The sequence below is a fragment of the Vibrio gazogenes genome (assembly GCF_023920225.1).
Classification (GTDB): domain Bacteria; phylum Pseudomonadota; class Gammaproteobacteria; order Enterobacterales; family Vibrionaceae; genus Vibrio; species Vibrio gazogenes.
On sequence record NZ_CP092587.1, the window covers coordinates 1,234,089 to 1,259,023 of the forward strand.

The 24,935-nt window shown below is 45.8% G+C and carries 25 protein-coding genes and 1 tRNA gene; 20 read left to right on the top strand and 6 right to left on the bottom strand.

The features are described from left to right. Positions 1-33 precede the first annotated feature (33 nt). The 5 genes from MKS89_RS05650 to rnd all read left to right on the top strand — a co-directional run bounded on the left by MKS89_RS05650 (position 34) and on the right by rnd (position 4,842). Positions 34-342, top strand: a complete 309-nt coding sequence (locus MKS89_RS05650; protein ID WP_072961680.1) for a chromosome partitioning protein ParA — start codon at positions 34-36, stop codon at positions 340-342. A gap of 16 nt (positions 343-358) precedes the next feature. Continuing rightward, positions 359-928, top strand: coding sequence for a Slp family lipoprotein (locus tag MKS89_RS05655; protein ID WP_072961678.1), 570 nt, complete (start codon positions 359-361; stop codon positions 926-928). A 6-nt stretch (positions 929-934) separates the two neighbouring features. Continuing rightward, a complete protein-coding gene (locus MKS89_RS05660) occupies positions 935-1,813 on the top strand; it encodes an alpha/beta fold hydrolase (RefSeq protein ID WP_072961676.1) in 879 nt (292 codons plus the stop codon). A gap of 89 nt (positions 1,814-1,902) precedes the next feature. Then, entirely contained in the window at positions 1,903-3,594 is a 1,692-nt protein-coding gene (fadD, locus tag MKS89_RS05665) for a long-chain-fatty-acid--CoA ligase FadD (RefSeq protein WP_072961673.1), read from the top strand. 123 nt (positions 3,595-3,717) lie between these two features. Continuing rightward, complete coding sequence (gene rnd, locus MKS89_RS05670) at positions 3,718-4,842, top strand: ribonuclease D (protein WP_072961671.1); 1,125 nt, start codon at positions 3,718-3,720, stop codon at positions 4,840-4,842. A 139-nt stretch (positions 4,843-4,981) separates the two neighbouring features. On the opposite strand, the gene minE is transcribed toward rnd, so the two are convergent. From minE to minC, 3 genes are read right to left on the bottom strand one after another with little or no spacing between them, the layout of a single operon-like run. Further along, positions 4,982-5,245: a cell division topological specificity factor MinE gene (gene minE / locus MKS89_RS05675; RefSeq protein WP_072961668.1), complete on the bottom strand. Its 264-nt coding sequence runs from the start codon at positions 5,243-5,245 to the stop codon at positions 4,982-4,984. Positions 5,246-5,251: 6 nt separating this feature from the next. Beyond that, positions 5,252-6,064, bottom strand: coding sequence for a septum site-determining protein MinD (gene minD / locus MKS89_RS05680; RefSeq protein WP_072961665.1), 813 nt, complete (start codon positions 6,062-6,064; stop codon positions 5,252-5,254). Between the two features lie 42 nt (positions 6,065-6,106). Further along, on the bottom strand, positions 6,107-6,769 hold the full coding sequence (gene minC, locus MKS89_RS05685) for a septum site-determining protein MinC (protein WP_072961663.1): 663 nt from the start codon (positions 6,767-6,769) through the stop codon (positions 6,107-6,109). 201 nt (positions 6,770-6,970) lie between these two features. Between minC and MKS89_RS05690 the strand changes: the two genes are divergently transcribed. Then, complete coding sequence (locus MKS89_RS05690; protein WP_072961810.1) at positions 6,971-7,255, top strand: YcgL domain-containing protein; 285 nt, start codon at positions 6,971-6,973, stop codon at positions 7,253-7,255. 30 nt (positions 7,256-7,285) lie between these two features. Continuing rightward, a complete protein-coding gene (locus MKS89_RS05695) occupies positions 7,286-8,278 on the top strand; it encodes a lytic murein transglycosylase (RefSeq protein ID WP_072961660.1) in 993 nt (330 codons plus the stop codon). A 121-nt stretch (positions 8,279-8,399) separates the two neighbouring features. Here the strand turns inward: MKS89_RS05695 and folD are convergent, their stop codons facing one another. Further along, entirely contained in the window at positions 8,400-9,260 is an 861-nt protein-coding gene (gene folD, locus MKS89_RS05700) for a bifunctional methylenetetrahydrofolate dehydrogenase/methenyltetrahydrofolate cyclohydrolase FolD (RefSeq protein ID WP_072961657.1), read from the bottom strand. Between the two features lie 213 nt (positions 9,261-9,473). On the opposite strand from folD, the gene MKS89_RS05705 reads away from it, so the two are divergent. The 4 genes from MKS89_RS05705 to MKS89_RS05720 all read left to right on the top strand — a co-directional run bounded on the left by MKS89_RS05705 (position 9,474) and on the right by MKS89_RS05720 (position 10,946). Next, positions 9,474-9,550, top strand: a tRNA-Arg gene (locus tag MKS89_RS05705). Positions 9,551-9,739: 189 nt separating this feature from the next. After that, positions 9,740-10,210 (top strand): GNAT family N-acetyltransferase, encoded by a 471-nt coding sequence (locus tag MKS89_RS05710; RefSeq protein WP_072961655.1) that lies wholly within the window; start codon positions 9,740-9,742, stop codon positions 10,208-10,210. Positions 10,211-10,290: 80 nt separating this feature from the next. Beyond that, positions 10,291-10,659: a VOC family protein gene (locus MKS89_RS05715; RefSeq protein ID WP_072961652.1), complete on the top strand. Its 369-nt coding sequence runs from the start codon at positions 10,291-10,293 to the stop codon at positions 10,657-10,659. Between the two features lie 11 nt (positions 10,660-10,670). Further along, the gene (locus MKS89_RS05720) at positions 10,671-10,946 is read left to right on the top strand and encodes a putative quinol monooxygenase (RefSeq protein WP_072961649.1); all 276 of its coding nucleotides are present in this window, start codon (positions 10,671-10,673) and stop codon (positions 10,944-10,946) included. A gap of 263 nt (positions 10,947-11,209) precedes the next feature. Here MKS89_RS05720 and MKS89_RS05725 read toward each other — a convergent pair whose 3' ends face one another. Together MKS89_RS05725 and MKS89_RS05730 are read right to left on the bottom strand one after the other, a co-directional pair. After that, on the bottom strand, positions 11,210-11,548 hold the full coding sequence (locus tag MKS89_RS05725) for a carboxymuconolactone decarboxylase family protein (protein WP_072961647.1): 339 nt from the start codon (positions 11,546-11,548) through the stop codon (positions 11,210-11,212). A gap of 32 nt (positions 11,549-11,580) precedes the next feature. Continuing rightward, positions 11,581-12,561, bottom strand: a complete 981-nt coding sequence (locus tag MKS89_RS05730; protein ID WP_072961644.1) for an SLAC1 anion channel family protein — start codon at positions 12,559-12,561, stop codon at positions 11,581-11,583. 582 nt (positions 12,562-13,143) lie between these two features. Between MKS89_RS05730 and MKS89_RS05735 the strand changes: the two genes are divergently transcribed. The 9 genes from MKS89_RS05735 to MKS89_RS05775 all read left to right on the top strand — a co-directional run bounded on the left by MKS89_RS05735 (position 13,144) and on the right by MKS89_RS05775 (position 24,874). Beyond that, a complete protein-coding gene (locus tag MKS89_RS05735) occupies positions 13,144-13,941 on the top strand; it encodes an AraC family transcriptional regulator (RefSeq protein WP_072961642.1) in 798 nt (265 codons plus the stop codon). Between the two features lie 176 nt (positions 13,942-14,117). Continuing rightward, entirely contained in the window at positions 14,118-14,819 is a 702-nt protein-coding gene (locus MKS89_RS05740; RefSeq protein ID WP_072961640.1) for a peroxiredoxin, read from the top strand. A gap of 267 nt (positions 14,820-15,086) precedes the next feature. Next, positions 15,087-19,979 (top strand): alpha-2-macroglobulin family protein, encoded by a 4,893-nt coding sequence (locus MKS89_RS05745; protein WP_072961634.1) that lies wholly within the window; start codon positions 15,087-15,089, stop codon positions 19,977-19,979. Positions 19,980-19,987: 8 nt separating this feature from the next. Next, positions 19,988-22,276 carry a penicillin-binding protein 1C gene (gene pbpC / locus MKS89_RS05750; protein ID WP_159439574.1) on the top strand — a complete coding sequence of 763 codons (2,289 nt, stop codon included), beginning with the start codon at positions 19,988-19,990 and terminating at the stop codon, positions 22,274-22,276. A 221-nt stretch (positions 22,277-22,497) separates the two neighbouring features. Continuing rightward, the gene (locus MKS89_RS05755) at positions 22,498-22,719 is read left to right on the top strand and encodes a VF530 family protein (RefSeq protein WP_021020049.1); all 222 of its coding nucleotides are present in this window, start codon (positions 22,498-22,500) and stop codon (positions 22,717-22,719) included. A 117-nt stretch (positions 22,720-22,836) separates the two neighbouring features. Then, positions 22,837-23,463, top strand: a complete 627-nt coding sequence (locus tag MKS89_RS05760) for a LysE family translocator (protein ID WP_021020050.1) — start codon at positions 22,837-22,839, stop codon at positions 23,461-23,463. Positions 23,464-23,501: 38 nt separating this feature from the next. Next, on the top strand, positions 23,502-23,867 hold the full coding sequence (locus MKS89_RS05765) for a cupin domain-containing protein (protein WP_072961628.1): 366 nt from the start codon (positions 23,502-23,504) through the stop codon (positions 23,865-23,867). Between the two features lie 67 nt (positions 23,868-23,934). Beyond that, complete coding sequence (locus tag MKS89_RS05770; RefSeq protein ID WP_072961625.1) at positions 23,935-24,351, top strand: ABZJ_00895 family protein; 417 nt, start codon at positions 23,935-23,937, stop codon at positions 24,349-24,351. A gap of 46 nt (positions 24,352-24,397) precedes the next feature. Beyond that, entirely contained in the window at positions 24,398-24,874 is a 477-nt protein-coding gene (locus tag MKS89_RS05775; RefSeq protein ID WP_072961622.1) for a GNAT family N-acetyltransferase, read from the top strand. Positions 24,875-24,935 lie beyond the last annotated feature (61 nt).

Sequence of the window (24,935 nt, forward strand, 5' to 3'; positions counted from 1 at the left end):
ACCACCGATACACGAAGAGAGATGAGGAACATTATGGTTTCGATTCAGGGATTACCACCTTCGCGAATACCGGGAACGGGGAAGTCATCGAAGTCGGCAAAAGCAAAGCGGCAGGGTGATTCTTCAGGTGCAGCCTCTGGCACTTATGAACCGACCCCCGTTGCCAATGCTGTCACGCATTCGATGCGCGCGATGAAAGAGACTGAGCGTTTTCAGGAAAATCTGCAATATGACTTACCGGAGGGGCGGGCACGGAAAGCTCTGGAAGAGTATTTTGGTGTGATGAATCAAGCCCGGCGAGAGGAACTTGCTCAGCTGCTGGGTGTCGATATTTATATTTAAGATGAGGAAAAACATAATGGCTCGGTATCATTTCAGTCGTCGTATCAAAGGCACGGTGATAACCTTTGCCTGTCTGGTGCTTAGCGCCTGTGCTTCACTGCCGAATGAGTTATCTGTACCTGACGGAGCGGCAGTAATTCAAGATTATCAAACATTTGCAGCACTTCAAGGCACTCAAGCACCCTACGTGCGGTTGGGTGGCGTGATTGCTGATATTAAGAACTTGCCGCAACGGACTCGGCTGGAAATGGTTAACCTGCCGATCGGCTCTGATGGTAAACCCGATATTCGACAGGAACCGCATGGACGATTTATTGTTTATGTCAATCGATTCCTTGATCCGGTGACTTATGCCAAAGGGCGTTTACTGACGGTGCTCGGTAGCGCAACCGCGCCAGAAAAAAGTCAGGTCGGTGAATACCGAGCAGAGTTTCCTGTCTTGTCCGCATCCGCATACCATCTATGGCGGGTGACGGAGCGTATCGTTATTCATGAACCGGACTCATTTCTACGTGATTGCGATCACTGGCGCTGCCGGGAGAGTTTCGGCTCGAAGACCGGTAAGGTGATCCCTGAGGTCAAATAATTTTCTATGCTCGTACAACACGCTTATTCTATTTTCGAACAGAACATTGCTGCGATTGAAACTGACAATCGTCAAACAGCAACATGTTCCGTCGTTTTCCTGCATGGCTGGCTGGATAATGCTGGCAGCTTTATGTCCGTGATGGACGTTCTCATGCATCAGATTTCTCCCCAGATTCATCTCTGTGCGATTGATTTACCGGGACACGGCCTGTCAAGCCATAAGTCGGCTGACAACTTTTATGCATTTCATGACTATATCGATGACATTCATCAATTTTTAATGAAATTACCAGCGAAAAAAAAGGTTTTAGTTGGCCATTCGCTTGGTGGATTGATTGCGAGTTGTTATAGTGCCGCCTTTCCTGAATATGTCGATGGGCTTTTTTTGATTGAGAGTCTCGGACCTTTGGCCGAACGAGCAGAACTGAGTGTGCAGCGGTTACGTAATGGTGTAAAAAGCCGCACCCGTATTCGACACAAATTTCGCAGAGCCTATGACCATTATGATGTGGCTCTACAAGTGCGGGCAGCACATTCGGAATTACCGAAAGCGCTCATTGAACCCATTGTGGCGCGAGGTCTCGAAGTACAAGACGGGCAGTGGGTATGGCGTGCGGATCCGAAATTATCTGCTCAGTCGTTATACCGAATGTCGGATGCTCATGCTGAAGCTGTGCTGGCTGCGATTCAATCGCCTTGCCAAGTTGTTTTAGCGAACCAAGGTTACCCATCTTTAAAATCATATTCCCCAGATTCGCTACCAGAGCAAATTGAGATTCAGCACGTAAAGGGCGGTCATCATTGTCACTTAGAGCATCCTGAGCACATTGGTCAGCTGATATCACAGTTTGTAATGAAAATTGATGAAACACCATTTTCTTAAATTAGAGTCTATACTTTAACAAAATTAACAAACAATTAACAAAATATAATAAGGCAGGGCACGGACCTGCCAGTACGAGGAGTATCCCTGTGGAGCATCCATGGCTTGCACGTTACCCAAATGATGTGCCTGAAACTATTAATCCAGATGTTTATTCATCTCTGGTTGAGATGTTTGAACGGTCGGTCACGAAATACGCTGACCAGCCTGCTTTTGTCAATATGGGAACGGTCATGACCTTCCGCAAGCTGGAAGAGCGTAGTCGCGCTTTTGCCGCTTATTTACAAAACGAGCTACAACTTAAAAAAGGTGATCGCGTCGCTCTGATGATGCCGAATCTGCTGCAATATCCGGTGGCACTATTTGGTGTGTTGCGGGCTGGTTTGGTGGCAGTCAATGTTAACCCGTTGTATACACCCCGGGAGCTGGAACACCAGCTCAATGATGCGGGCGTCACCACGATTGTGATCGTCTCGAACTTTGCCGGAACCTTGCAGAAAATCGTGAAACGGACGGCGGTGAAACATGTCATTTTGACCAGCCTGGGGCAGATGTTACCGCGGGCTAAAGGCACCGTGGTTGATTTTGTCGTCAAATATATCAAGAAAATGGTGCCGCATTACCATTTGCCCGATGCGGTTTCGATGCGTACCGCATTGAAATGTGGTCGTCATATGCAGTACGTCAAGCCTCTGATTGAAGGTGATGATACGGCTTTTTTACAGTACACCGGTGGGACAACAGGGATAGCCAAAGGCGCGATCCTTTCTCACCGGAACATGGTTGCCAACGTCTTACAGGCGAAAGCGGCTTATGGGCCGGTGCTGACAGAAGGGCGCGAGTTGGTAGTGACTGCCTTGCCTTTGTATCATGTGTTTGCGTTGAGTGTGAACTGTTTACTATTTGTTGAATTGGGCGGACAGAACCTGCTGATTACCAACCCGAGAGATATTCCAGGGTTCGTGAAAGAGTTACGACGCTACCCTGTCACGGCAATTACCGGGGTGAATACGCTGTTCAATGCCTTGGTTCACAATGACTCATTCCGTCAGATGGATTTTTCACAGTTACATTTGTCTGTCGGTGGCGGAACGGCTGTTCAGCGGGCGGTTGCCAATGAGTGGAAAAAAGTGACGGGTTTACATCTGCTTGAAGGGTATGGTTTAACCGAATGTTCGCCTTTGGTGGCCGGTAACCCTTATGATTTGAGTGATTACAGTGGCGCAATTGGCCTGCCGGTACCATCGACGGATGTGCGAATTGTTGATGAACATGGTCAAGTCGTTGCGTTTGATCAGACCGGTGAATTGCAGGTTCGCGGACCGCAGGTGATGTGTGGGTACTGGCGACGGGAAGATGCAACCAGAGAAGTGCTGACCGACGATGGTTGGTTATCGACCGGTGATATTGTTCGGATGGATGATCAAGGTATGTTATATATTGTTGATCGGAAAAAAGATATGATTCTGGTCTCCGGTTTTAATGTCTATCCGAATGAAATTGAAGATGTGGTTTCCATGCATGATAAAGTGCTGGAAGCCGCAGCCGTCGGGCAGCCACATGATGTCAGTGGTGAAGTGGTGAAATTATTTGTCGTGAAGAAAGATACATCGCTGACAAAAGAAGAAATCATTGCTCACTGTCGCCAATATCTAACCGGATATAAGATCCCCAAACTGATAGAATTCCGGGAAGAGCTGCCGAAAACCAATGTCGGTAAAATATTGCGCCGTGCATTGAAAGATGAAAATCAGGTGATGTTGAATATGGAACAAGCCTAGTCAGCTATGATTGATACGTACGGGGAAATGCCGACATTGATGTCGGCATTTTTGCTTGTTTCCGGTCACTGGCTGTCAAAGGATGGTCGGATGCCTGACAATGAATGATAAAAGTGAGTAATTTTGGACTATCAAATGATTACCAGCTCAGATGAGCTTGAAGCGGTGTGCCGTAAAGCATTGCAGTGTCCCGTTGTGATGCTGGATACGGAATTTGTCCGGACCCGGACATTTCATGCCCACTTGGGGTTAATCCAGCTTTATGACGGAGAATCCGTCGCATTGATTGACCCGACAACCATTGAAGATATGACTCCTTTCGTCAATCTGTTGAAAGCACCGCAGGTGCTCAAAGTGCTTCACGCCGCCGGTGAAGATTTAGAAGTGTTCTACCATCAATTTGAGTGTGCACCGGCACCGTTTGTGGATACACAGATTCTGGCGGCATTTATGGGGTATGGTCTGTCTACAGGCTTTGCCGCGCTGGTCGCTGATTTCACAGCGATTGAGCTCGATAAAAGTGAATCCCGGACCGATTGGATGGCAAGGCCGTTGAGTCAGAAACAACTGGACTATGCTGCTGCGGATGTTTTTTATCTGATGCCGGTTTATCAGCAATTATTGGAAAAAGTTCAACAGAAAGGCTGGTGGGATGCTGCGTTGGAAGAGTCTCGGCTACAGGTTGAAAAGCGGACCCGAAGCTATCAGCCGGCAGACGCTTATCTCGATATCAAAGGGGCATGGCAACTGGCACCGAAGCAACTGGCGATCTTAAAATGTCTCGCGACCTGGCGTTACGAAGAAGCCTTAAAACGTAATCTGGCGCTGAACTTTGTCATCAAAGAGCAAGACTTATTGACCATTGCCCGGTTGGAATTAGTCAATTTCAAGCGGATGGAAGCCGAAGGTGTTGATCCTCGCTCGGTGAAACGCCACGGTGCAAAAATCAGCCAACTGGTGAAAGAAGGGCAGGCGGTCAGCGAAGCTGATTACCCAGCGCGTATTGTTCCTGTTTCAGATTACCCTGGATACAAACAGCTGTTTAAACGACTCAAGGATCAAGTCAACGTGCAGTCTGAAAAGCTGGGTTTATCGCCGGAATTTCTTGCTTCCCGGAAGCAGTTGAATCAATTATTGGGTTGGGTATGGAAGGCACAGACCGATCCACAATTTGTCCCGGATCTGATGCAAGGATGGCGTAAAGAAGCTTTGGGCGAGCTTTTGTATGAGATGGTGTCGGCTGCGTGATCCGATGGCATCGGGTGAGATAGTCACGAGTTCAGGCAAATGGAAAACAGCGGCGCCTATCCTCTACGTGACATCCCACGTGAAGTTGCTATATAACCGGAACTGACGCCGGTTATATAGCAGGCGGAGAGCACCGCGATTACTTCTCTTCATCCGGCAATTTGACATTCAATTCCAGTACGGACAGATCATCGCCTTTATGTTCGAAAGTGAGCTCGACCATGTCGGGATCAATGGCAACATATTTGGCGATCACTTTCAGAATATCGTCTTTTAATTGCGGCAGATAGTTCGGAGCCGGATCGTTCTGGCTGCGGCGTTCAGCAACGATAATTTGCAAACGTTCTTTCGCAAGACTTGCGGAGGTTTGCTTCTTCGGGCGGAAAAACTCCAGTAATGACATACGTTCTTAACCTCCAAATAACCGTTGAAAAATGCCTTTCTTCTGCTCGGACAGAAAACGGAATTCCAGCTCACTGCCTGTCAGGCGCTCGACCGCATCATGATAAGCCTGTCCGGCATCTGACTGTTCATCAAATATCACCGGCACCCCTTTATTAGACGCATTGAGTACTGCCTGACTTTCAGGAATCACACCTAGCAATTTAATGTGCAGAATTTCTTCAACATCTTCCACACTCAGCATTTCTCCCTGAGTCACGCGAGTGGGGTTGTAGCGGGTGAGTAAGAGGTGCTGTTTAATCGGTTCAAGACCTTGTTCGGCACGAAGTGATTTCGAATCGAGAATACCCAGAATGCGGTCAGAGTCGCGCACGGACGAGACTTCCGGGTTGGTAGTGATAATCGCTTCATCGGCGAAGTAAAGTGCCATAAGTGCGCCTTGTTCTATCCCTGCCGGAGAGTCACAGATAATGAAATCAAAGCCCATGCTGTCTAATTCATCAAACACACGTTTGACACCATCACGGGTCAGGGCATCTTTATCCCGAGTTTGAGAGGCCGGTAAAATAAAGAGATTGTCGGAGCGTTTATCTTTGATCAGCGCCTGATTGAGCGTTGCTTCGCCCTGAATGACATTCACGAAGTCATATACCACCCGGCGCTCGCACCCCATAATGAGGTCTAGGTTGCGTAAGCCGATGTCGAAATCGATGACTGCGGTTTTCATACCTTTGATTGCCAAACCTGAGGCAATTGCTGCACTCGATGTCGTTTTCCCAACACCGCCTTTACCTGATGTAACAACAATAATGCGTGCCATTTGTTTCCCTTAAATTTAACTTAAGTTTCCTTTGAGTAGGATTTAAATAGTGATTGGCTCAATGTGAAGCGTGCCGTCATGATAACTGAGCATCGCTTTTTTCTGCCAGTGCTCACTTGAAATTTGATCACTGAGCCAATAATTACCCGCGATAGAAATTAATTCAGCCTGTAAATCGTGACAGAATATTTTTGCTTGCTGTTGTCCGCTGGCACCAGCAATCGCTCTGCCGCGTAAGCTACCGTAAATATGAATTGAACCATCGGCAATCACTTCAGCACCGGCACTCACGTGATTGAGAATGACTAAGTCAGAATTTTTCGCATAGACCTGCTGGCCTGAACGAATCGGTGTGGTGATGGTCTTTGTCGGTGTGATTGCCGCGGGTGCCTGACTTGGGGACTTACTGGCAGTGAGCACAGCCAAACCCGCTTCGGATGCAAGATTTTGCGTGCGTTTATCCCGGGCACCGGTGACACCGACAGGTACCATGCCCGTCTCATGAATCCCGAGTTTCAACTGGTGAAAATCAAGTTCATCTTCAACTTGGGCAATGTTGAGCACAATGGGGGCAGCGGTGAAAAATGCCGGCGCCTGAGTGACTTTTTGTTTCAAGAACTCGACGGACTTTGAAATTTCACTGTCTGCAATATGTAACACGGAGAGTGTAAAACTACTACCTTTAAGATCAGGTGTGATTGACATAGGTAATTTGGGCCTCAACTCATAAAACACTGTAGAAAGGGCATTGCCTGAAAGTAGGGCTGTCATGTTATAGTCACAGCTCAAACTCAGCAAGATATCTTACTTTTAATTGACGCTTTTAACCTCAAAATCAGGTTAACTTTATGTGTTGGGATCGTAAGTCTTGACATGCTGGTCGGGAAATATACAAAAGGCACGCTAATGCTTTGTTCTATTTATAAAAGTCCTAAAAAAGAAGGCACCTATTTATATGTTGAGAAAAAAGACGACTTCTCACAAGTTCCGGAAGCATTGCTAAAGATGTTCGGACGACCGGTCTTAGTGATGACGATGAGTCTGGCAGGCAAGACGCTGGCAAACGTTGATATTGAAAAAGTACAAGCCGCGCTTAAAGATAACGGGTTTTTCTTACAATTACCGCCACCACCGGAAAATTTATTAGAAAGCTATAAAGCAAGGAAAGCCGCTCGACAGGAACAGCAGTAGCGAATACTTATCAGGATGAGAGGAGATAAAATGAAAAAATTATGGTCAGTTGGATTGGGATTGATTCTGAGTTGTCCCCTCTATGCCAATGCAGAGCGCGTCGATAATACCAAGCGTTTCGAACAGTATGTCGATGGCCTCAAACAACAAGCGCAGCAGGAAGGGATTAGCCAAGCAACGATTCAAGCGGCTTTTGCAAACGTCACCTATCGTCCCCGAGCGATTGTTGCAGATAAGAATCAACCGGAGAAAAAGCTCACCTTAGACGAATATATTCCTCGCGCGGTGCCGGATTGGAAAGTCGCGAAGGCGAAAAAACTCTATCAGGAACACTATGATGAGCTGGTAAAAATCGGCAAACAGTATGGTGTGCAACCTCGTTATATCGTTGCGTTGTGGGGTGTAGAGAGTAACTTTGGTTCACTCACCGGTGGATACAACGTTGTCGATGCCTTGGCAACATTGGCCTATGATGGGCGTCGTGAACAATTTTTCCGGAATGAAATGATGGCCGCGCTGAACATCCTGGAACAGCACCATATCACCCCGCAAGCGATGAAAGGCTCATGGGCCGGTGCGATGGGGCAGTGTCAGTTTATGCCGAGCTCCTTCCTTGCCTTTGCTGCCGATGGTAACGGTGATGGGAAAAAAGATATCTGGGGGACGAAAGCGGATGTATTTGCATCAACTGCGAATTATCTGAGTCAGTCCGGCTGGAATGAACACATGATTTGGGGCCGTCAGGTTCATTTACCGCGTGGATTCGATATGAATCTGAGTGGTCGGGGGAAAGGTCAGGGTAAAATGCTTCATCAGTGGAGTGAGCTGGGTGTGACTCGTTATGATGGCAGCCCGTTGCCGAAGCTGAAACAGGATATTGAAGCCTGGCTGATTGCGCCTGATGATGAACAGGGCCGTGTCTATCTGGTGTATAACAATTATAACGTGTTGATGAAGTGGAACCGCTCGTATTATTTTGCGCTTGCGGTCAGCCACCTTGCAGATCGCATTATTATGAACTAACCGGATGATGAGTAACGCAACGGTTACCAGTAAAAAGGCTCCTTTACGGAGCCTTTTACATCTGTAATACGCGCTGTAAATCATCAATCACCTTCATGGTGATAGCGGCGCGTTTCATGCCTTAAGCATCAGTATGGAACTGTTCACAAGCGAGCATGGTATTTTCAATCAGAGTCGCGACGGTCATCGGCCCGACACCACCGGGAACTGGCGTGATATAGCTGGCTCTTTCTTTGGCAACTTGATATTCGACATCCCCCACCAGCTTGCCGTCATCCATGCGGTTGATACCCACATCAATCACCACTGCGCCTTTTTTGATCCACTCACCGGGAATAAAATGCGGTTTACCGACAGCGACAACCAGAATCTCTGCCTGACGCACGAATTGTTCCAGATCTTTGGTAAAGCGGTGACATGTCGTGGTTGTACACCCAGCCAAGAGTAATTCGAGGGTCATCGGGCGACCGACAATATTGGATGCACCGACGACAACTGCATGTTTGCCGCGTGGGTCAATGTTGTAGCGTTCAAGCAGGGTCATGATCCCTTTGGGCGTACATGAACGGAGTGTCGGAATCCGTTGTGCCAGACGGCCGACATTATAAGGGTGGAAACCATCAACATCTTTATCCGGCAGAATTCTTTCCAGAACCTGCGTTGCATCAAGACCGGCAGGAAGGGGAAGCTGCACCAAAATGCCATCAATACTTGGATCGTCATTGAGCTGGTCAACTAACTCAAGTAGTGTTTGTTGGGTGGTATTGGCTGGTAAATCGAACGATTTTGAAATAAAGCCGACTTCTTCACAAGCCCGACGTTTACTCCCGACATAGACATGGGAAGCAGGATCTTCCCCGACAAGAACCACGGCAAGCCCCGGTGCCCGAAGTCCGGCATCGGTTCTCGCTTTCACCCGTGCAGAAACTTCAGCACGAACGGTTTTGGAAATTAGGGTTCCATCAATATTTTGAGCAGTCATGGCTTACCTTCATGAGTCGCGAAACAAAAGAATAGCAAAAATTTTTGCGCGCATTGTCGCAGATATTTCGCAGAACATCTATAAGCAAACGTTTGCTTCCGGTATGTTTTCTGCGCCTTTTTACAAGCTGGTAATTTTTTAGGCATTTAAAACATTCAATTAGAGAAACTCATTGATTTACGCCGATGAACTCGTATAATTCCCCTCCGTAACGCGCCCTTAGCTCAGTAGGATAGAGCACGTGCCTTCTAAGCATGTGGTCGCAGGTTCGAATCCTGCAGGGCGCGCCAGTTATTTGAGAAGGCCCCGATGATACTTGTATCGTCGGGGCCTTTTTCTTTGGTTGATTTTCTTTGGTCGAATAGTTGAAAACAAGTTTGTACACAGGGTAATGTAGTTCGAAGTGCATTCAGTGTTCAAAACCCAGTGATGCAGATATTGTCAGCAAGTATTTACTGAACACAATGAGATCAAAGGAAATGATGACAATTCGAACCGCAGAAATAACAGATTTAGATGCGTTGTTGGTTTTAAGTGAGCAAATTGGGAAGCTACACTTTGAAAATGCGCCGTTTACATTTAAACAACCTTCAGCCGCGGATAAACCATTTTGGCTGAGTCTGTTAAATGATGAATCAACGCTTTTTTTGCTGGCGGAGTCAGGCAGCCTGGTTGTCGGCTTTCTGACCGCAACCATCATGGTCAATGATACCGTGCCATTTATCGTGAGTTGCCCAATCTGTCGGATTGGAACCCTCGTCGTTGATGAGGCACATCGTGCTTGCGGGATCGGCACACAATTGATGGACGCTTGTGCACAGTGGGCAAAATCACAAGGTGCCGCGCAAATCAGGCTGGAGGTCATGGCTTTTAATCAATCTGCGCAAAAGTTTTATCAGCAACTCGGCTTTCAAGATCAATCGCATACCATGTGTCGTCATCTCGACTGACCAACGCGAGAGATCCCTCGGCTGCCGAATGTTACTCCCTAAGCGTGTTCGATGAACACAAGGAAGACAGGAGATATATTGTGATTAGTCATATTGATCATATCGTTTTGACGGTTTCGGATATTGAACGGTCGGTTGCGTTCTATAAACGTGTGTTACACATGGAAGAAGTCACTTTTGCCAATGGGCGTAAGGCCGTTAAATTTGGCTGTCAAAAGATCAACTTTCAAATCTTAGGCCAAGAAACGAGAAATGCGGCGCAGGTCGGTTCCGGTGATTTGTGTTTAATCTCTGACTGGCCTCTGGGTGATGTTGTTAACCATCTGGCTGGTGAAGGCATTGACATTATCGAAGGGCCGGTAGAAAAGTCAGGGGCGAGTGGGTCGATTCAATCTGTTTATTTCTTGGATCCGGACTCAAACTTGATTGAAGTGAGTGTGTATGCGTAATCAGGAAACTCATGTCTAAAATTATATTAAAAGGTTTCATCTTAGTACCTGAGTCGGCGCTTGAAATGGTAAAAAATGAGTTGGGAAATCATCAACGTCTGACTCTCGAAGAACCGGGATGTATGACATTCAGCGTCACCGAAAATTTAGAAAATCCGCTTCGTTTCGATGTTTATGAGGAATTTACGGATAAAGCCGCTTTTGAGCATCACCAAAAAAGAGTCAAAGCGTCTCATTGGGGGCAAGTAACCGTCAATGTTGAACGTCACTATGAAATCTTTGACTAGACGGATAAAGCCTTTCCAATTCTGCATATGACATTCTAATACTCGGTTTATCATTACTACATTTGCCAGAAGAAACGCCCAAGGTAAATCACTTTGGGCGTTTCCGTATGATGTTTTCCTAAAGAAAATTGATGCTATAAAAAATCAGGGTTCACTCCGTTTAAAAAAGAATGACATCTTTTGAAAATATCCTTTGAGGGTTTTATCAAAGGATACTCATATTAAAATCTATTCAGGTTTATTTCATATAGCTGGAACAATTTTTATTGGCAAAACTCGTCCACAGCAGCGAGGGCTTGTGTTCCATAAATAATGGCAGGGCCACCTCCCATCAAAATAGCGACATTAATGGTCTCAATAAGCTCTTCTCTGTTGGCGCCGGCTTTCACCGCTGATTCGACGTGGGAACCAATACAGCCATCACAGCGAACATTGATAGCAATCGCAACAGCAATCAGTTCTTTATATTTGGTTTCCATTGCACCGGGCGCAAAAGCAGCTTTGTGAAGGCTTAAGAAAGCGTTAAGCGTATCAGGGCTCTCTTTTCTAAAAGCGGAACCCAATTTGCGCTGTTGCTGATTAATATCTGTATAATTTTTCATAATTTTACCTCACTGATATATTTGAATTTGATTCACTCTGGCTTGCATATCTTGCCGGCCTTTATTGCTTTGAGTGTATTAAACGAGAGCCACAAAATTAGCAGTGTCAAACATCCTATTAGTGCAATACCAATGTAGAAGCATGTTGATGACTGAGTTAGTTCTGCGTATCTAAATAGGGCGACGTTGAAGGCAGCTACCGGGAATGAAAACGCCCATGAAGAAAGATAAAACCCGCCTTTTCGAAATTGATTGATATTGATCACGAGCAAAATAGCGGTGAATAGTGCAACAGAGATCAGTATTCTGGAAAAAGCAGTCAATTCTGGTACTAGCGCACTATAGGAGATAAACCCAAGAGATGGTGGCGCCAGCAATATAAACAGCATAGGTTTAAAACGTGCTGGTAACGTTTCATGGAAAATTAAGCGGTTGGTAATGATGGTTAATAGCACCATCCAGAAAACAATACCAACGCCGAAAAAGAACCAACTTATCTCAATAAAGCCTAGGTTAGCGCCTGTAATTGGAGCAATGATGTTACCGACGACCGGGATAAACCAACTCGGGTTAGCGTGCTCTAGTCGGTAGTGATCGTGGTGTATCCAGCTATGCATGACCAATAAAGTTAACAATAACTGAACGATGGCTCCAATACTCCATAAAACACAGGAAAGTGATTCAAATCGGTGCCAGACGATGGAGAGAAGTAATAGGCTGATCGAAAAAGCGGCAAAGAAATTAATCTTGACCGGGTGTTTCGTTTCGGCAATGACCGCATTTGGAAAATAAATGAGTTTCATCAAATAAAAGCTACTTACGAGTATCATTACAATACTTGCTAAAGCACTACTCAATGTTGTCACCACAGGAAAGGACATCCCCAGAGCCTTTTGCCATGCGATTGAAAACCCGCTTAGTCCCATCACGATAGAGAACATTGAAATAGGGAAATGTATTAACCGGCTTTCTTTCTTCGCAGAGGATGGTTGGTTTATGGATAAGTCTTTCATATCAAGCCTTTTCATTTATCAGGTTGTCGTAACATCGCACCAACCTCAAATTGTCATGAAGGTCTATCCATTACACGAGTTACACGCTTTATCGTGAGTCATCTATTATGTGTTAGGTATGACCATTAGTTAAAGCTAATATACTCTCATCTAAATGACGTTTTAAGTGGTCAATATGCCAAAATGTGTTCCTAATACGACAAGTGGTTTTTAAACAAAGCAAACTGTTACTGGTATATAGTCACAGTATATAGCATATGCCACATAAGTGAGTCCCCCAAATCAATTCTAGATAGAATTTTTTATACTTATATCCTGAATAATTTTTAATCAGTCAGAGAATGACTATAGACACTATCACTATAGGAACGAGTGAAGCTGACCGTATTGCTATTGCAGAAGGTTTGAAACACTTGTTGGCAGACTTTTACTCACTTTAGCTGCAACGAGTTCTACCCATATGACTTTTCTCCTGAATTTTTGTAATGACTAGGGGCTGTTGACCTAAAAGAGCAATCGGTTCTAGATATATTGTTGAGTTATTTCTAAAATACCTTTTTTGATGAGTTTTAACGAAACAGGATGTCAAAACATATTCCTAAGACGACCATGTTATCACCCAGCGACGTTGCTTTTATCTTAGACTCAACGCAACCCGTGCTTACACACAGTCGTAGCATGGTTGCCGAGTCAGCTATCGAGCCGCACGCTCATCCAAGAGGGCAACTTCTTTGGGGCGCTAAAGGGATATTACGAGTAACCAGTGAAAAGGCTGTTTGGGTCGTCCCGTCGACTCACGCGGTATGGATTCCGGGAGGCCATTACCATCAGGTAAGTAATGAAACCGCTACTCAAACCCGGAATTTATACGTTGATCCCTCGTTTTGTGTTCGTCAGAACTCCGATAAAGTCGTCATGTTAAAGATGAGCCCGTTAATGCGAGAAGTAATACTCAGGCTTACGGAAAGCTCAGGTTCTCTCACAAAAGAAAGAGCGCATAACTTAGGCTTGGTTGCCCTTGATGAACTGGAATCTTTGGAAGCATTGGAACTCTATATTCCATCAGGCCATGATCCTCGCCTGCAACGTCTGATCGGTCTTATTGTTAATCAGCCAAAGCAATCACTATTGCTTGAGCAGTTAGCAACTCAGGTAGGGGCAAGTGTCCGTACTGTCGAAAGGTTGTTTAAAACAGAGACGGGACTAACATTTCGTCAATGGCGTAGCCGTTTTCGTTTGATGAATTCTCTGGAGAAGATTACTCAGGGTTATAACACGACATTGGTTGCGCATGAATTGGGCTATAGCAGTGTGAGCAGCTTTACCTCTTCTTTTAAAAAATTGTTTGGTTGTACACCTCAGGAATATGCGCAAAGGTAATTCTTTTATTTGATTACCTTTTCTAGCAACAGACCTGTTTATCCGTTCTGGCTTTATCTCTTTATTTTAAATATGTATCAACATTTCCTTGAATGTTTGCGACTTTTGAGATAATAATTATTGGCATATGCTAATTAATTTACAAGCGAACGAGTTGAAGAAAGGAGTGAATTCTTATGGGCTGTGATACAGGGTTAACCCCTATAAAAAGTAAGAAGACTGAGCAACATGTTTCTGAAGAATTATCTAAGGAGAAATTAAGTATGAGTTCAACAATGGTACGTCGTGAAATGCCTGAATTTACAATGGATGCCTTTGATGCAAAGACTGGACATTTTACTTCGGTTTCTAATTCTGACTACAAAGGGAAATGGGTAGTAGTATGTTTCTATCCTGCTGATTTTACTTTTGTTTGCCCAACTGAAATCGCAGCGATGAATGCTAAGTATGACGAATTTCAGGCGCTGAATACGGAGATTCTGGCTGTTTCTGTCGATTCGAAATTCTCTCACAAACGTTTTGTTGAAACAGAGCCATTACTCAAAGGCTTAAAACTTACCATTGGTGCAGATTCAAACCAGGAAGTAAGCAGAATGTTTGGCGTTCTGATCGAAGAAGAAGGCGTGGCATTACGCGGACGATTCCTGTTTAACCCCGATGGCATCTGTGTTGCTCAAGAAGTACAGGCAGATTCAGTGGGACGTAATGTGAATGAATTTTTACGTCAGGTTGAAGCGTGGCAACATGCAACAAAAACGGGAGAGGTTTGCCCTGCTGGATGGCGTCCCGGTAAAAAAACATTACCGGTAAATACAGATGCAGAACAAATGACAGGTCGTGTTGGCGACTATATTACTATTGAAGAAATTATGAGCTGATGACTTCTCAATAATACGACCGAAATGAAGCCGACGAATATTAGCCGGATTGAATATGTCATCATTACCACATTTGTCAGAAGAAACGCCCAAGGTGAATCACTTTGGGCGTTTTTATATGATGTTCTCTTAAAGAAAATTGATGCTATAAAAAGTCATGGATTTTTAAACAAAAAGACACATAACAACTTCATCTTAAAAAATTGATAAATATAGATGCCTCTTATACTATCGGTAGCCTAAACCTGCGTAAAAGGAATGCTTACTGTGTGGTCTTCTCTATTAAGATTTCACCTCATCTGGATAAGCTTATTACTGCTTTCCAGCACGCTTCAGGCCGCCGATTTTTATGTCTCTGATATCAGCGAAACCACCCAAGATGACGCACCGGCCTTAGTGATTCGTTTTACCAGTCCAGTCAATCCGCAAACTGACCTGAGCAAATCAGTTGCTATAACACCAAACCCTACGACCGGTAATATCTGGATCCCGCAAAATAATGGCCGCCAATGGGTGCTTCCATTTGTTGAACCCAGCACCGAGTACACAATCAAAGTTGATCATCAGCTTCAATCGGTTGGTGGCGTCACTCTCTCTGAGAAAGACAGCGAAGGTCAGGTTCATCCGTTTGAGCGGACCATCAAAACCCGAAAAATTGTCCCCGGAGCCAATTTCTCAGACAAAGGCAGCTTCTTGGTTGGCAATATTCAAAACGGTATTCCGGTGACTGTGATTAATCAGAAATCGGTAGACTTAGATGTCTTTCGGGTTCGAGATGACGCTTTAGACCGCTTTATTCATGAAACGTCCTTCCAAGGCATGAATAATTACTACCGGCTCCAGCGATTAAAAAAATACGCCGATTTAGTCCACACAGCGCGCTATGACAATGATGCAAAACCCAATCAGCGTAAGACTTACAATTTAAATTTAGACCCGGTCTTAGACAAAGATTCTCCCGGGATTTATATCGCGGTCATCCGCAAAGCAGGTGACTATGACTATGCCTATGACACGGCAGTTTTTACGATTACTGACATCGGTCTGCATGTCAGAAAGTACCAAGATTCTTTAGTGGTTTACAGCCATTCCATTGCGACTGCAAAGCCGATGGGCAATGTTGATTTACGTTTTTTGTGGCCAAAGACCAAGAAACAAGCCGCGCACGACCAAACTGGCAAAACGGCCCTTGACGGCAGCTATCAGTTGGCGACCAATGACTTGCCCAAAGTGGTGGTTGCGCGTCATGGCGACAGTATTTCCTTTCTTAAATTAGACCAAGGTGAGTTGGATCTCTCTGCCTACCCCAATGTGCCGAGCCTGCATCGTCAATATCAGATGTTTATGTATGGGCCTCGTGATTTGTATCGCCCCGGTGAAGCCGTCTCGATCAATCTACTCCTCCGCGACTTTGACGGTCAAAAAGTCGCCGGATTGCCACTCACAGCCAAGCTCTATGATGCCCGTGGTGAACGTAAGAAACAGTTCACGTGGCAACCCGAAAGCACCAATCTATATCGAACTGGCTTCCAGTTAGATGACAATGCTCCGACAGGGAAGTGGCGTCTTGAGGTCAGCATTAACGATGACTATGTCAATACGTATTGGTTCCAAGTCGAAGATTTTTTGCCGGAAACGCTGACGCTTTCCTTTTACGATGGTGTGCCGAATCAAACGCATTATGCGCCCGTCAGCGGTAGTTTTGAGGTGCCGATACAAGCGGATTATCTCTATGGTGCGCCTGCGGCAGGCAATCATGCCGATGCTGTGATTATGGTTTCGCCTGCCACGTCACCATTTCCGGCACTCAAGGACTTTTACTTTGGGCATGCCAAAGAAAAAATCAGCCATCGAACGTTAAAAACACCGGCAATTCAGTTGGACCAGACAGGGAAAGGTGCCATCTCAGTGCCTGCGAATTGGTCTAATATTTCCGTGCCATTGCAATACCTTGTCAGTGCCAGTGTTTATGAAAGTGGCGGCCGCCCGGTGACTCGCAATCAACAGGTTATCCAGTTGCCGGACTACGACAAACTGGTTGGGGTTCAACCGTTATTTAAAGGCCGACCTGCATCCGATGCTACGGTGCAATTTAAGCTGTTAAGTGTCAATCAACAAGGAAAGCCCGTTTCCGACCAACTCAATGTTCGCATGTCTCGCAAGTATCGAGAGTACTTCTGGGAGTATAACGAGTCCCGCGGTTGGTACTGGAATTATAAAAGCCATATTTACGCCGTCGGCAGCGAAAAAGTTGACGTTAAGGGGGATTCGGTCACGGTCGATTTTCCTGTGCAATGGGGGACTTATATTTTAGAAGTCGCTTCTGCCTCGGGTGCCAAGACGACGTTTGAGTTTGAGACCGAGTGGAGTTGGGGCAACCCAAATAGCAGCAATATAAAACCTGACATGTTGCAAATGGCCTTAGATAAAGACCACTATGAGCCGGGCGACAGCGCGAAACTTCGTTTGACGAGTCCCATCACAGGCGATGGCATTATCAATGTGGAATCGACCAATGGCGTGCAATACAGCCTGCATCAACCGATCCAGAAAGGCGACAATGAAGTCAGTATTGATATTCAAAGGGATTGGAACCGACACGATTTATATGTCACGGCAATGGTGTTAACCCCTGCCGACCAAGTGACGGAAGTCGCACCGAAACGTGCATTGGGCATCACGCATTTATCGATCATCCGTCCGGATGCCATTGCAGCCGTTGAACTGACCACAAAGGATAAAACGCAACCCAACAAAGCGGTTAATGCGCATATCCATGTCACGAATTTATCCAAACTCGGTGATCAACAGCTGTATGCAACTGTCGCGCTTGTTGATAAAGGCGTGTTGAATATTACACGTTATCAACCCCCTCGACCTGAGCAGTACTTCTATGCACCGCGCCGATTCGAATCAGAATATTTCGATATATACGGCAAGATAATCAATAACTTAGGGTATGACATGATCCGCCAGAAATTTGGGGGAGATGCGTTTGATGAGTCGGATGCAGCACTCAGCCGGGGCGGCAAAAAACCGAAATCCGATGTGCAAATTGTGTCGTTCCTGAGTGAGCCTGTCACTGTGGTGAATGGTGAAGCCGATGTTAGCTTTGAATTGCCAAGTTTTAACGGCAAGTTGGAATGGATGGTTGTGGTCTATGGCGACCACAGTTACGGAAGTGCCCACAAAGAGATGATAGTTGCGGACAAGCTGGTCTCTCAAATTGCCATGCCTCGCTTCCTTGCCATGGGTGATAACAGCCAAGTGAGTATCGATCTGCATAATCTCTCCGATACCGACCAAACACTTGAGGTTCGTGTCGAAGTTGCGGGGGCTGTTACCAGCGCAGGTTTACAGCAGACGTTAGCGCTTGCCGATAAAGAAAAAACAGTCCTCACGATTCCTATTTCAGGCGCAGATATTGAAGGCCAAGGCGTCATTAAACTGAATGCCAGCAATGGTGATGACATCAATATCACACGCACATGGCGACTGGGTGTCCGGAGCCCTTATCCTTGGGCAACCCATCAATTACGGGCAACGATTGAACCCGGTGCACAGTGGCAGCCGGATGTTGATCTCAGTGAATTGCGAGACAATAGTGTTCAAGCCATGTTGACGATTTCTAATCGTCCCGCGATCAACTTCAGAAGCCAATTCAACAACCTATTGCAATACCCTTATGGTTGTTTAGAGCAAACGACCAGTTCAACCTATCCTTGGCTGTTACTCGACAAAGCGATGGTCAAAAAGTTTGATTTGAATAGCAGTATTGAACAACAGTTTAAGCAGCCGTTTAGCGAAGCGTTCCGTCAAAAACAAATCCAGAAAGGGATTGAAAAGCTCAAGGCGAAACAGCTCAGTCAGGGTGGTTTTGGTTATTGGGACGCCAGTAGCTGGGAGTCTCGCTGGGGAACGGTTTACGCGACGGAGTTGTTCATCGATGCACGGAAACAAGGGATTGCCATTGATGATGATATGTTGAAGCGCGCGATCAAACGGTTGACCTTCTTTGTTAACAATGATCCTAAAAGCGAGATGTGGAGCGAAAGCCCGGACTACTATCAATTCTCTTATCGCGCTTACGCTGCCTTTGTCTTGGCAAAAGCCGATGCCATTAGCTTAGGTTTTGTACGTCGGCTCTACAGTCAGGCGATGACCAATTACGAAGGTGAGGGGGATTCCAAACCAATCCAGCTCGATCAGTCTGGTCTTGCCTGGATGCATTTAGCGGGCGCATTGCAGCAGTTAAATGACACCGCCAGAGCCCAAAAGGCACTTGAACTGGCCCTCAAGATTGATCGTAAACCGAATGCATATTACCGGGATTATGGCTCTATTGTGCGCGATCAGGCGTTAAGCCTTGCTGTCGCCTTGGAACTCGGACTGGATGATGGCACGCTAGCGGATAAAATGATCAATAGCCTGCACAACAAGCGTTGGTTCAGTACCCAAGAGCGGATTGCCCTGTTAAAAGTCGCTCGCCAATATGCGAACAAAACCAGTCGCTGGGATGCCACTATCCAGTTACCATCGAGTGAACAGTCGCTGGTGAAAACACAGGCATTCAATGCGGTGTTTGATGCAGACAAGTTGCGTCAGCTCAAAGGTATCACTGCACACGACCAGAAGTTGTATGCCAGCCTGCAATATCAAGGGGCCCCAAGCGACATTCCGCAACCGTATAGTGAAGGGGTACGCATTCGCCGGCAGTATTACGACCTCGCAGGACAGCCAACCACACCAACGACGCTCACCAGTGGCGATTTGGTTATTGTGGAATTAAGTCTTGCGACCGTTGATGATGACATCCGTATTCCGGATGCTTTAGTGGTTGACCTTTTGCCAGCCGGTTTGGCGTTAGAAAACCAAAACCTAAGCAATGCCAGTGTCGATTTGGATAGCATTATGATTGACGAGAAACCGTTGGGTAGCTACTTCCGTGAAAATCACGTGCAGTATCAAGCGTATCGGGATGATCGTTTTGTAGCCTCTGTCAGCCTGAATCATCGTGCTGTGAAGAAGCTGTATTATCTGGCGCGAGCGGTCACACCGGGGACTTACCAAGTTGCGCCGCCGTTTGTCGAAGATATGTATCGTCCTCATTATCGTGCTGTCGGTTCGTCGATCAAGACGCTGCAAATACAGCCTCGCTAATGACTATCTTGAATAAACAACCCCGGTTATGGGCTGCTTTGCCTATAACCGGGATATTATTATTTTTATCTTTCTTATTATACGACTGGATCGTACCGGTCGATTTAGCGTCCCGCTCTTTGAGTCAAACGGTTCTCGCTGAGGATGGTTCTATTTTACGGAACTTTGCCGATGAAAACGGCGTCTGGCGCTTTCCTGTGACATTAAATGACGTCTCCCCCAACTATCTCACCGCGCTGATCACCTACGAAGACCAATATTTTTACGACCATCCGGGTATCAATGTCTTTGCGCTCATGCGTGCCGCGTGGCAATGGATAAGCACAGGACAAATTGTGTCCGGTGGTTCAACGCTAACCATGCAAGTAGCTCGCATCCGCTATCCTGAACCCAGAACGGTATGGGGAAAGTTCAAGGAAATCATCCGCGCGCTGCAATTGGAATGGCATTTTAGTAAAGCCGATATCCTCACTTATTATCTGAATCATGCCCCTTTTGGTGGCACTTATGAAGGCGTTCAAGCTGCCTCTTTAGGTTATTTTGGTCATTCGGTGAAGCAGTTGACGGACGCCCAAGCCGCCTTGTTGGCGGTTTTGCCACAAGCCCCCAGTTATTACCGGCCGGACAGACATCGCGCACGTGCCCGACAAGCGCGGGACAAATTAATGCATCGTTTGGTCACGCAACATGCATGGTCGCAAGAAAGGTTAGACGATGCGTTAATCGAAGGCATTACGAACGCGACCAAAGCGGGCTATCAATCTGCGCCTTTACTCGCCCGCAGACTCGTCACACACAGCCAAGAGCCTCAGATTCAAACCTTTATTCATGCGCAGTGGCAGACTCAGGTCAGCAACTTGCTCAGAAATTATGTTCATGGCATTGGACAGAACGTCTCCGCAGCGGCCTTGGTGGTCGAGAATAAGACGGGTCAGGTCAAAGTCTATGCCGGATCAGCCGACTTCAATGACAGCCGCCGTTTTGCTTATGTGGATATGGTGCAAGCCACTCGCTCACCGGGCTCAACCCTCAAGCCTTTTGTTTACGGCATGGCGTTGGATGAAGGCTTGATACACAGTGAAAGCTTATTAATGGATGTGCCCCTTAAATTTGGAGACTATCAACCCGACAATTTCAACGGTGGGTTTAGCGGCCCCGTATCGGTATCACATGCCTTGCAGCAGAGTTTGAATGTCCCAGCGGTTCAGGTGTTGGAGCAGTTAAAGCCGATTTATTTTTTCTTAAAGATGAAAAAAGCAGGCATAGCATTAGAACTACCGACGGGGGCAAAGCCTAACCTAGCCATTGCGCTCGGTGGTGTGGGGGCCGATTTAGAAGACTTAGTCTCCGCATACACCAGTCTGGGGAATCAAGGACAAGCGCAGCATCTTCGCTTTAGCACGACAGACAAACCAACACAGCAACCCCTTTTAAGTGACGGCGCTGCTTGGGTGATCCGAAAGATACTGTTAGATAAGCCGAACGCAGTGGCAGGCTTGGCGGTAAAGACCGGCACCAGTTATGGCTTCCGGGATGCTTGGGCCATCGGGGTTAGCCAGCATTACACTATCGGGGTATGGATTGGCAGACCCGATGGCGTGCCGATGCCCGGCCATTACGGGCAAGTCACCGCTGTACCGTTAATCAATACGATTTATCAACGTCTCAATGACCAACGTCCGGTTCCTTTGATGCCTGACAGCGTCTCTCAAGTCGACATCTGTTGGCCTCAGGGGGACATGGTTAAATCAGGCTGTGAGGAGCGCCATCACGCTTATATTGTTGACGGCACGATCCCGAAGACTTGGTACAATATCGCTGAGCGGCAACAGCCATTCGATCAATCCGAATTTAATTTCTGGCAAGCGAATGACTCCAAGTTACGCGTCAATATTCGCTGTCAGATCAAGGCACAGCGTCATAAGGTGACGGTTTGGCCGGCACCGTTAGACCATTGGCTGAAGCCCGAACAACGCAGAGCTGCCCGCATTCCAAGCTGGGATCCGAGATGCCAGTTGACAGGCAATATTATTCGTCAATCTGCCGTGCATATCCATGGGCTCGCGAATCAGGATGCGTTCCAGTTACCACAACGACAAAGCCAAGAGATCACAATCTCAGCCGAGGGTGGTGAAGCCCCTTATTACTGGCTTTTAAACGGTGTTTTATTATCGAATCAGCAAAGCAAGATCACATTGAAAGACTTAAATACCGGCAATTATCAACTCACGTTAATCGACCAGGCTGGCTCAAAAGACCAAGTTGAGTTTTCGGTGCTGCGCTACTCATCTGAGTGAAAGCATGCTTTACTCGATGCAGTTTCACGATAACCAACCGACAAAGCTTGATGATGACAGACATTTCAGTCATACATATTTGACGGTAATGGTGTGGGAGATGACTCGATATTTTTTAATCAAGTATGAAAAAAATCATACTTTTGGAACGAAAAACAGTAAATTAATGGCATATAAATCAATTCATGCCTCAATGCGTGAGCCTCAGGAATACATCCGATATGAATCAAGAGCAACCCAATAATCCGTTGCACGGTCTGACTTTAGAAAAGATCCTCGTACGTTTACAAGCGCACTATGGTTGGGAAGGATTAGATGCAAAAATTCAAATTAACTGTTTCTACAATAACCCATCAATCAAGTCGTCATTGAAATTTTTGCGTAGAACGCAGTGGGCAAGAGAAAAGGTTGAAGCTTTGTATGTCGAGACCTTTTGCCAATAAGAAAACGTCCTGAGCGATAAATGCTGCCCAGAGGGTTCATCTGAACAAAATTCAACCATGAAAGATCAACAACCCCTAAACATGAAATGAGTTTTTAACAAACGGAGGCGTCAGTTAATGGAATTACATACAATCTTACTATTCGTAGTTGCATGTTTATCAATCAATTTAATACCGGGACCGGATGTCATTTATATCGTGTCCAACACCATGAAAGGTAAAATGGTTGGGGGAATGAAAGCGGCACTGGGTTTAGGTGTTGGCTATTTTGTGCATACGTTCGCTGCGGTTTTCGGTTTGTCAGCCATTATCATGAGTTCGGCACTGGCATTCAGCATCATTAAGTGGCTGGGGGCTATCTATCTGCTGTATTTGGGATTTTGCTCTCTCAGAGCGATGTGGCGGGGCGGTTCGGTATTCACTGCAGCATCACATGTTCAGGCTCACGGGAACGTCTTTAAGCAAGGTATCATTGTCAGTGTACTCAATCCGAAAGTGGCGTTGTTTTTCTTGTCTTTTCTGCCGCAGTTTATTGATACCTCTGCAAACTCAGCCAATATGCAATTATTCATCTTGGGATTGTGTTTTAGTGGATTGGCGACATTGTGCAATATGATTTATGCGTTTGTCGGTAGTTGGTTACTGAAAAGTGCCAAAGCCAACCGTTATTCACGGATCATTGAGGGATTTTCCGGCGCTTTGCTGATTGGTTTGGCAGGAAAAATCGTATTCAGTAAACAGTAAAGTTGGGCGGATAAGCAGAACGAAACAATGGAGTCAAAATGAATTTTAGTGCGATCAATTTTAAAGATAAATTCTCGAAATTTTCTGAACACTGGTCTCCGCGTGTTGTGGCGGAAATGAACGATTATCAATTTAAGTTAGTCAAGGTTGAAGGTGAGTTTGTTTGGCATGATCACCCGGATACCGATGAAGTCTTTATCGTATTGGACGGTATCCTGAATATCGAATTCCGGGAGGGTGTCGTGACCTTAAATCCAGGAGAAATGTTTGTTATTCCGAAAGGTGTCGAGCATCGGCCTGTTGCAGAAAGCGAATGCAAGATCATGATTGTTGAGCCTAAAGGCGTAGTGAATACCGGTGATTCAGAGAGTGAGTTGACAGCTGAAAATGATGTTTGGGTGTAATTGCATACGAACGAGTCAATGATGTTGAGTGTTACCTGTTTATTGGGTTTATATTTAAGGAAAAATGATGACAAAAGTAGGATTTTTTATCCGTTTCACGGTCACCTATATCGTGATCATAGCTATTGCGGGTGTATCAGCGAGTCTTCTGGGGATGGAGAATGCGAGCAATTTGAATACACCGATATTGTTCGGTATCTCGTATTGGGTTTTCTACAGCTATACCAATAAGAACCAACGTATCATTGAGAAACAAGAGAAGTGGCATTTGATTTTACTGGCACTACTTGGCGATGTGATTACGACGATCTTATTAGGTACGCCAACGATGTTGGCCAATCATATTCCCCTTCACTTTTTATTGGTTGGTTTATTAATCTCCATACCATTGCATTTTTTGCTTTTTCTCGCAGTCAATTTTGGTGTCAAAAAAATGATGCTTAAACAGAATCCTAAATTGTCAAACCATGAACAAGCGTCATGATTGTTCATTGTGCTGATGAACTGCATTGACGTTATTTGAGGACATGATGAGTATCAAGATCAGAAAAGCAGCCATCAGTGATGCGAAGGCCATTAGTGAGTTGATTGTACCGTTAACAGAAAAGTATGTTTGCCCAACTTTTGACGCATCTGTCCGGCATATTTTGTTGGATTCGATGTCGGAGGCGAACATGGAGACCTATTTGTCTGCTAATTATTTCTATGTTGTTGCGGTTAATCGGAATGACGATGTGGTTGGTGTGGCCGGCATCCGGGATCATTCACACCTGTATCATCTCTTTGTCGATGATAACCATCAAGGTCAGGGGCTTTCGCGTCAGTTATGGCATGTGGTCAAACAAGCATCGCTCGACAACGGTAATCGGGGATCTTTTACGGTGAATTCTGCGGTGAACGCAGAAAGTGTCTATTTACGTTTTGGTTTTAAACGGATTGATGGGATCAGGAATAGAAACGGGATGGTGGATATTCCAATGGCATTGGACATGGTTGATGAATCATGATGATGTATCGGATCGGTTTCGAGCGCCTTATCTGACCATCAACTGAATCGGTCGCAATAAA